General features: G+C 74.1%; 7 protein-coding genes. 3 read left to right on the forward strand and 4 right to left on the reverse strand.

Going from position 1 to position 6,909, the window contains the following annotated elements:
• Positions 1-18: 18 nt before the first annotated feature.
• A complete protein-coding gene (locus AC069X_RS23280; RefSeq protein WP_478730986.1) occupies positions 19-1,422 on the reverse strand; it encodes an MFS transporter in 1,404 nt (467 codons plus the stop codon).
• Between the two features lie 157 nt (positions 1,423-1,579).
• Positions 1,580-2,731: an alpha/beta hydrolase family protein gene (locus tag AC069X_RS23285; RefSeq protein ID WP_478730988.1), complete on the reverse strand. Its 1,152-nt coding sequence runs from the start codon at positions 2,729-2,731 to the stop codon at positions 1,580-1,582.
• 370 nt (positions 2,732-3,101) lie between these two features.
• Between AC069X_RS23285 and AC069X_RS23290 the strand changes: the two genes are divergently transcribed.
• Entirely contained in the window at positions 3,102-3,713 is a 612-nt protein-coding gene (locus AC069X_RS23290; RefSeq protein WP_478730990.1) for a 2'-5' RNA ligase family protein, read from the forward strand.
• 12 nt (positions 3,714-3,725) lie between these two features.
• Here the strand turns inward: AC069X_RS23290 and AC069X_RS23295 are convergent, their stop codons facing one another.
• Positions 3,726-4,586 (reverse strand): dienelactone hydrolase family protein, encoded by an 861-nt coding sequence (locus AC069X_RS23295; protein WP_478730992.1) that lies wholly within the window; start codon positions 4,584-4,586, stop codon positions 3,726-3,728.
• 111 nt (positions 4,587-4,697) lie between these two features.
• Here AC069X_RS23295 and AC069X_RS23300 point away from each other — a divergent pair, with 111 nt between their 5' ends.
• Positions 4,698-5,306 (forward strand): GNAT family N-acetyltransferase, encoded by a 609-nt coding sequence (locus AC069X_RS23300; protein ID WP_478730994.1) that lies wholly within the window; start codon positions 4,698-4,700, stop codon positions 5,304-5,306.
• 240 nt (positions 5,307-5,546) lie between these two features.
• On the opposite strand, the gene AC069X_RS23305 is transcribed toward AC069X_RS23300, so the two are convergent.
• Positions 5,547-6,173, reverse strand: a complete 627-nt coding sequence (locus AC069X_RS23305) for a hypothetical protein (RefSeq protein ID WP_478730996.1) — start codon at positions 6,171-6,173, stop codon at positions 5,547-5,549.
• Between the two features lie 153 nt (positions 6,174-6,326).
• On the opposite strand from AC069X_RS23305, the gene AC069X_RS23310 reads away from it, so the two are divergent.
• Positions 6,327-6,800 carry a hypothetical protein gene (locus tag AC069X_RS23310; protein ID WP_478730998.1) on the forward strand — a complete coding sequence of 158 codons (474 nt, stop codon included), beginning with the start codon at positions 6,327-6,329 and terminating at the stop codon, positions 6,798-6,800.
• Positions 6,801-6,909 lie beyond the last annotated feature (109 nt).

A 6,909-nucleotide genomic window follows, 5' to 3' on the forward strand; every position in this document is an offset into this window, starting at 1 on the left:
CGGCGTCAGCGGTGCGGATCAGCGGGCGGCGGCCCCGGCGGCGGCCTCCGCCGGCTTGCCCCCGCCGTCGGCCGCGCCCGCTTCGGCCGCCTCGGCGCGGCTCAGCGCGGCGTTGCGCGTGTCCGGCATCAGGACGTACGTCACGAGCGACACCAGCGCACAGCCGGACACGTACCAGAAGAACATCTTCTCGTGGCCGCCGCTCTTGAACCACAGCGCCACGTACTCGGCCGTGCCGCCGAACAGCGCGTTGGCGATGGCGTACGGCAGCGCCACGCCCAGGGCCCGCACCCGGGTCGGGAACAGCTCCGCCTTGACCGCCGCGTTGATCGACGTGTAGCCGGTGACGATCACCAGGGCCAGCAGCGACAGCCCCAGCGCCGTCCAGTACGAGTCCGCCGAACCGAGGGCCGTCATGATCGGGTACGTGCCGACCGTGCAGCCCACGGCGAAGGTGATCAGCAGCGGCCGGCGGCCGATCCGGTCGGACAGCATCCCGGCGAAGGGCTGGAGCACCGCGAAGAGCGCCAGGGCGGTGAAACTCACCAGCGTGGCCGTGGTCTTGGCCATGCCCGCACTGCCGACCAGGTACTTGGTCAGGTAAGTGGTGTACGTGTAGTAGGCCACGGTTCCGCCGAGGGTCAGCGCCATCACCAGCCCGGCCTGCCGCCGGTGCTGCCACAGCGCCTTCAGCGAGCCGCGGGGGCTGTCGTCGTGGGCGCCCCCGTCCGGGGACTCCGACGACTCCTCCTTGAACGCGTCGGTCTCCTGGAGACGCCGCCGCAGCCAGAAGACCACCACCGCGAACAGGGCCCCGAGGACGAACGGGATCCGCCAGCCCCAGCTGGACAGCTGGGCCGTGGTGAGGGTGTGCTGCATCGTGATCAGGATGCCCAGGCCCAGCAGCTGTCCGCAGGTCATCGACACGTACTGGAAGGACGAGCCCAGCCCGCGCCGGTTGCGGGCCGACGCCTCGGTCAGGTAGGTGGCGCTGGCCGCGTACTCCCCGCCGATGCTCAGCCCCTGGAGCAGGCGCGCGAGCAGCAGCACCACGGCGCCGAAGTACCCGGCCTGGCCGTAGGTCGGGGCGACGGCGATCAGCAGCGCGGCCACCGACATCATCGTGACGGTGAGGGTGAGCGCGCTCTTGCGGCCGTGGCGGTCCGCGGCCCGGCCCAGGATCCACCCGCCGACGGGCCGCATCAGGAAGCCGACGGCGAAGATGCCCGCAGTGTTCATCAGCTGGGTGGTCGGATTGTCGCCGGGGAAGAAGGAGTCGGCGAAGTAGATCGCGAAGCTGGCGTAGACGAACCAGTCGTACCACTCCACGAGATTGCCGAGCGAACCGCCGATCAGGGCGAGGCGGCGCCTGCCGCGTTCGTCCGTGGGCGGCGCTTCGGGCGTGACGGCGGACGAGGACATGGCGGCTCCAGACGGAAGTCCCTGATGGGAAGGGGGAAACGCCCCGGATGAGGGGGGTGCCCAGAGCATGGATCCGGGGCCGGACCCGGACAAGGTCCGGCACCCAGATCTAACGTTCCGCTAAGAAACCCGCGCGTGCCCCGGCCGGGCCCGCGCGCTACGGCTGGTGGAAGCGCACCTCGGGGAACCGGTCCGAGGGCCCGTCCAGGAGCCGGTCCGGCCGGCAGCCCAGGTGCCGGTCGACGAACGCGGACACGTAGGCGCGCGTGGCGGCGTCGGCCCGGTCTCCGTCGAGGGACTGGAAGGGGATGCCGAGCTGCTTGGTCAGGGTGGCCAGGTCCGTGAAGGAGAGGTGCTGCGTACCGTCGACGGTCAGCCAGCGCTTCCAGCCGGTCGCCGCGGTCCAGGTCTTCTCCCAGCTCCCGTCGGCGCCGCCGGGGACATGGCCCGGCTGGCCGAGCATCAGGAGCGGGCGGTCCAGGGGCCCGTCGGGCAGGACGTGGAAGTTGCCGTCCATGTTGACGCCCGCCTTGATGCGCGGATCCGACCGCATGGCCGGGACGGTGCTGAAACCGCCGGCCGAGTGGCCGACCATCGCGATCCGGTCCGTGTCGATGGCCGCGCCCTCCTTCCACACCCGGTCCTCGCCCGTGAGCCGGTCCAGCACGAAGGAGACGTCCCGGGCGCGGACCTCGCCCACCTCGGGCCAGGGCGCCTTGCCGCAGGCCGCGCAGCCGGTGGCGGTCCCGTCGGGGAAGGAGGTGACGACCGACTCGTGGTTGTGGCCGATCCCCGCGACGACGTAGCCGCGGCCGGCGAGCTCCTCCGCGAGGCCCGTCAACGTGGCCCGGGGCATTCCGAAGCCAGGAGACAGCAGGACCAGCGGCAGCCCGCCGGGCACCCGCAGGGGCTTCGCGTCGACCGTCGCGTGCGTCGTCACCCTGGTGAACGCGTCGTCGTCGAGCGTGACGCCGTACCGGTCGAGCAGTCCCTTGTTCGCCGCCGTGTACGCCGCGGACTCCTGCGCGGTCATGTACGGCGCCGGCACCTCCGAGGACTTCCTCGCCGGGTACCAGAGCGAGACCATGAGCTCCCTGCGCATCGTCGGCACCCACGGGTCCGCGCGGCCGTCGTCCCTCAGGTGGACCACGCTCCGGCCGATCCGCTGGTGTCCGCCGGGCGCGGGCAGTGCCATCGCGGGGCCCGCGGTCCCGGGCTCCGGCGCCGCCGCCCGCGCCGGACCGGTGGCGGCGACCGTGCCGGCCAGCAGCAGTGAGACGACCGCTCCGGCCAGGACTCTGCGCTTCATCGAACTCTCTCCGTCCGTCGGTGCGTTGATCCGTTACCTGGATGCTAGGAACCGGCGCGGGCCGGGCCATCGGCCCACGGGACGACTTCCTCCACCGCGTACATCTCCGGGTGTACGTGCGGGCGTTGCGGGCGGGACCGGCCGGGGAACCGCGGCGGTTTCCCCGCCCGGAGACCGGCCGTCCAACCGTCCGGCCGTCCAACCGTCCGGCCGTCCGGCCGCCGGGAGCGTCGTCCTCGGGATGTCGGACGGATCACCGGGCACCTCCTCCGGCGTCCAGGGCCCGGTGGTCACCCGCCTCGGCCCCGCCGCCCGGGCCCTCATCCGCCCGCCGGCCCCTTGGGCACCCGTCCGGAGGCATGATGGCGGTGTGAGCCGGTTCCCGGCCGGGGGCGGCGCCGACGCCCCGTTCCCCGGATCCCCAGGATTCCTGGACGTCGCCCCCACGCCCCGGACGGCCGTCGTGTGGCTCCCGCCGGCCGGGCTGTGGCCGCCCATCCAGGACATCCGCGTCGAACACGACCCCCAGATCCGCCGCTGGCCGCCCCACGTGAACCTGCTCTTCGGATTCGTACCGGAGGAGGAGTTCCCGGCGGCCGTACCCCTCCTGTCGGCCGCCGCCGCGCAGTGCGAGCCCTTCGTCATCCGCCTCGGCGGGGTGCGGGTCTTCCGGCACCGCGCCTACTGCACCGTCTGGCTCGACCCGGCGGCCGCGGGGCCGGACCCCTGGACGCGGCTCCAGGAGACCCTGGCGGAACCCTTCCCCCGCTGCCGTGGCCGCTTCCCGCGGTTCACCCCGCACCTGTCGCTGGGCCGCACCCGGGACCCGCGCCGGCTGGCCGCGGAATGCGCCGCCCGGCTGGGCAGCGTGCCGTCACGGGTCCACGAGGTCGTCCTGCTCTCCCGGCGGGGTGAGGGGCCCATGCGCTCGCGCGTCACGGTCGCCCTGGGCACGGGTGAGACGTCCTGGCGGCACGCCTGAGGCCGCGGCCGATCAGGCCGGGCCCGGTGCGGGGGAGGCGGCCCGCGCGGGCCCGTCCGCCAGCAGCCGCGTCCGGAACAGGTCCAGGACCGCGTCCAGGGCCTGCCGCGTGGGCTGCCCGGGCTCGTCGACCAGGTGCTCCGTCAGGACGGAGTGCGGCGGCAGGGGACTCGTGGGGTCGGCCGCGTCGTCGTCCAGCTCGACGGCGACGAAGGCCTCGCCCAGCTCCCGGCGCAGGAACGCGAACCGGTCCCCGGGCACCAGCCGGTCCCCCCGGAACCGCAGCCCCAGCACCTGGAGCCCGTCGCGCTCGCAGCGCCCGCGCACCGCCGCCAGCTCCCCGGGGGAGATGTCGATGCCGCCGGCCCGGCCGGAGGTCCAGGCCAGCGGCAGCGACGGCTGGGAGAGCACCGGGGCGAGCAGGCGCTCGTCCGTGGCCATGGCCAGGGCGAACCCGCCGGTCAGGCACATGCCGACGGCGCCGACCCCGGGGCCGCCGCACCGCTCGTGCTCGGCGGCGGCCAGCGCCCGCAGCCACGTCACCACCCGCGAGGAGCGTCCGGTGGCCAGCAGGGTGAACTCCCGGCTCACGCAGACCCGCCACATCGTCGCCGCGACGTAGCGCCCGGCCTTCGGCCAGCCGGCGGTGCGCGGATCGGCGTCCCGGCCGGGCTCGCCGAACAGCACCGGGAGCACGGCGGTGCACCCCGCGTCCGCCACCCGCGCGGCGAACTCCAGCACCTTGGGCGTGATGCCCGGGATCTCCGCCATGACGATCACCGCCGGCCCCGTGCCCCGGCGCAGCAGCCGCCGCGTCTCGCCGCCGTGCGTGAAGGTGCCCCTGGTGAAGCCGGTCAGGTCGTGATCTGCCACGGGTCCCGCTCCCTGCGTCGCATCCTCTTGGGCCGCGCCAAAGTTACCGGTACGTAGGGGTGGGCGGTCAACGGGGACCCCCCGTCGGGATGAAGATCATCCGGGTGCAGAATGACCCGTATGTCGATGACAAACCTGCCGAAGACGGCCACTGTTGAGGACGCCCCGTCGATCAGCCGTGCCCTGGCCCGCGCCTTCCACGACGATCCGATGATGAGCTGGTTCTTCCCCGCCGAGGACGCGCGCGAGGAGAACCTGACCCGCTACTTCAGCACCATCTACACCCGCCAGTACGTCCGCCACGGCGTCTGCGAGCGCACCGACGCGGCGGCCGCCTTCTGGGTGTCGCCCGAGGGGCACGAGAAGTCCGTCCCCGACGCGGAGACCATCCAGCAGCTCACCGAGATCCTCGGCGACCGCGCCCACCTGTTCCGCGACGCGGTCGAGGCGGCCGCCCAGCACGCGCCGCAGGAGCCGCACTGGTACCTGGCACTCATCGGCGCCGACCCGGCCGGCCAGGGCCAGGGCCACGGATCCGCGCTGCTGCGCTCGGGCCTGGCCAAGGCCGACGCGGCGGGCCTGCCCGTCTACCTGGAGTCCTCCAAGCCGTCCAACCTGCCGGTCTACGAGCACTTCGGCTTCACGGTCCAGGGCGAGGTCCAGCTCCCGGGCGGCGGCCCGGTCCTGTGGGCCATGCGCCGCGCCCCCCGCACGGCCTGAGGGCCTCCTCCTCCCGGCCGGCCGCGGCGCCGGCCGGGAGGAGGAGTTCCCGTGCTGTGGCGGCACTAGGGCCTGTCGTCAAACTGCCGTCGTCGCCCGGAGGGCGGCCCCGCGGCGTCTGGTGCGTGCTCTCGGCGTGCCGGGCGGCAGCCCTCGTACTGGACGTACTCGGGCTTCCGCCCGGTGCGGCGAGAGCGCGTGCCAGGCGTCGCGGGGCAGACGGAAGTTTGACGACAGGCCCTAGCAGTCGAACCAGACGGTGAGCCTGACGTTCTCGTCGCCGTGCAGGGCGGCGAGGGTCTCCATGACCGTCCAGACCGGCTTCCACTCGCCGTCGGGCGGTACGGCCTCACCCCGGGTCATCCGCTCGACGCGGTAGAGGAGACCGTCGCCGTCCGGCCACTCGGTGCCCTCCGGCCAGTCGTGCTCCTCGTACCTGATCAGCCTCCCGGGGTCCCGCTGCCGCGTCAGCCCGGCCACCTCGGCGACCCGCGGGCTCCAGGAGGCCTTGCCCGTCATCACCCAGCCGTCCTCGGTGCGCCGGTACTCGCGGATCCGGGCGTCCACCCGCTCCGCCGGCTCCGACCAGTCGACCCGCTTGAGCTCCGCCCAGCTGATCCAGGTGGCGCTGTGCGCGTCGGACCCCCACTCCGCGAGCTCCTCGCGGATCGCCGGCGAGACGTCCTCGGGAAGCCCGCGCCGGCCGGCCAGCGGCCGGAAGCCCGCGAAGTTGCGCACGCCGAAGAGGCAGCCGAACGCGTCGTAGTCCCTGCTCCCGTTCAGCAGGTCGATGTCGATCGCGGGGCGCCACGTCCTCGTCCTCCGGCGGCGCGCGCATTCCACGAATCCGTGTATGTCCGTTCCCATGAGTGGCGATTCTCCGGACGGGGGACGGGGGAGGCCAGCGGATTTGCAGGCCGGAGGGCCTCCGCCGCCCTGCGGGTGCGGAGTACGGCCGAATGGGGAAAGCTGGGCAGTGCCGCGGCGCCGGCGGCGGGACGCACGCGCGAGGAGGGGCTGATGGAGGCTACGGAACAGACCCGGCCCGTACGAGCAGGCCCGTCCGCGCCCCGCAGGGCCGCGCTCCTGTGCGCCCTGGCGGCCGTCGCGGCGGCCGCCGCACCGGCCTCGGCAGCCCGGCCCCCGGCCGCCCCGGACCCCCTCGTCGTCGTGGACTGCTTCGAGCAGCCCCAGGTGCGCCCCGACGAGTACCTGCTGGCCTGCGGCGACGGCAACAACCGGCTCGTCGCACTGCGCTGGCGGAGCTGGGGGCCGGCCACGGCCACCGCCACCGGGACCGACATGGTCAACGACTGCCGCCCGTACTGCGCGGCGGGCCGCTTCCGCCCCTACCCGGTGACGGTGACCCTGAGCGAGCCGCAGCCCTGGCCCGAGCACCCCGGCGTCCGGCGGTTCACCACGATCCGGCTTCTCTACACCGACACCGCCCCGCACCCGGTGCCCAAGGACGTGACCTACAAGCTGGTGTACTGAGCCGGGTGCACTGAACGGGGCCCGGGGGGGGGGGGACGGGGGGGGGGGGGGGGGGGGGGGGGGGGGGGGGGGGGGGGGGGGGGGGTGGGGGGGGTGGGGGGGGGGGTAC

The sequence above is a fragment of the Streptomyces sp. NPDC043896 genome, assembly GCF_056435605.1.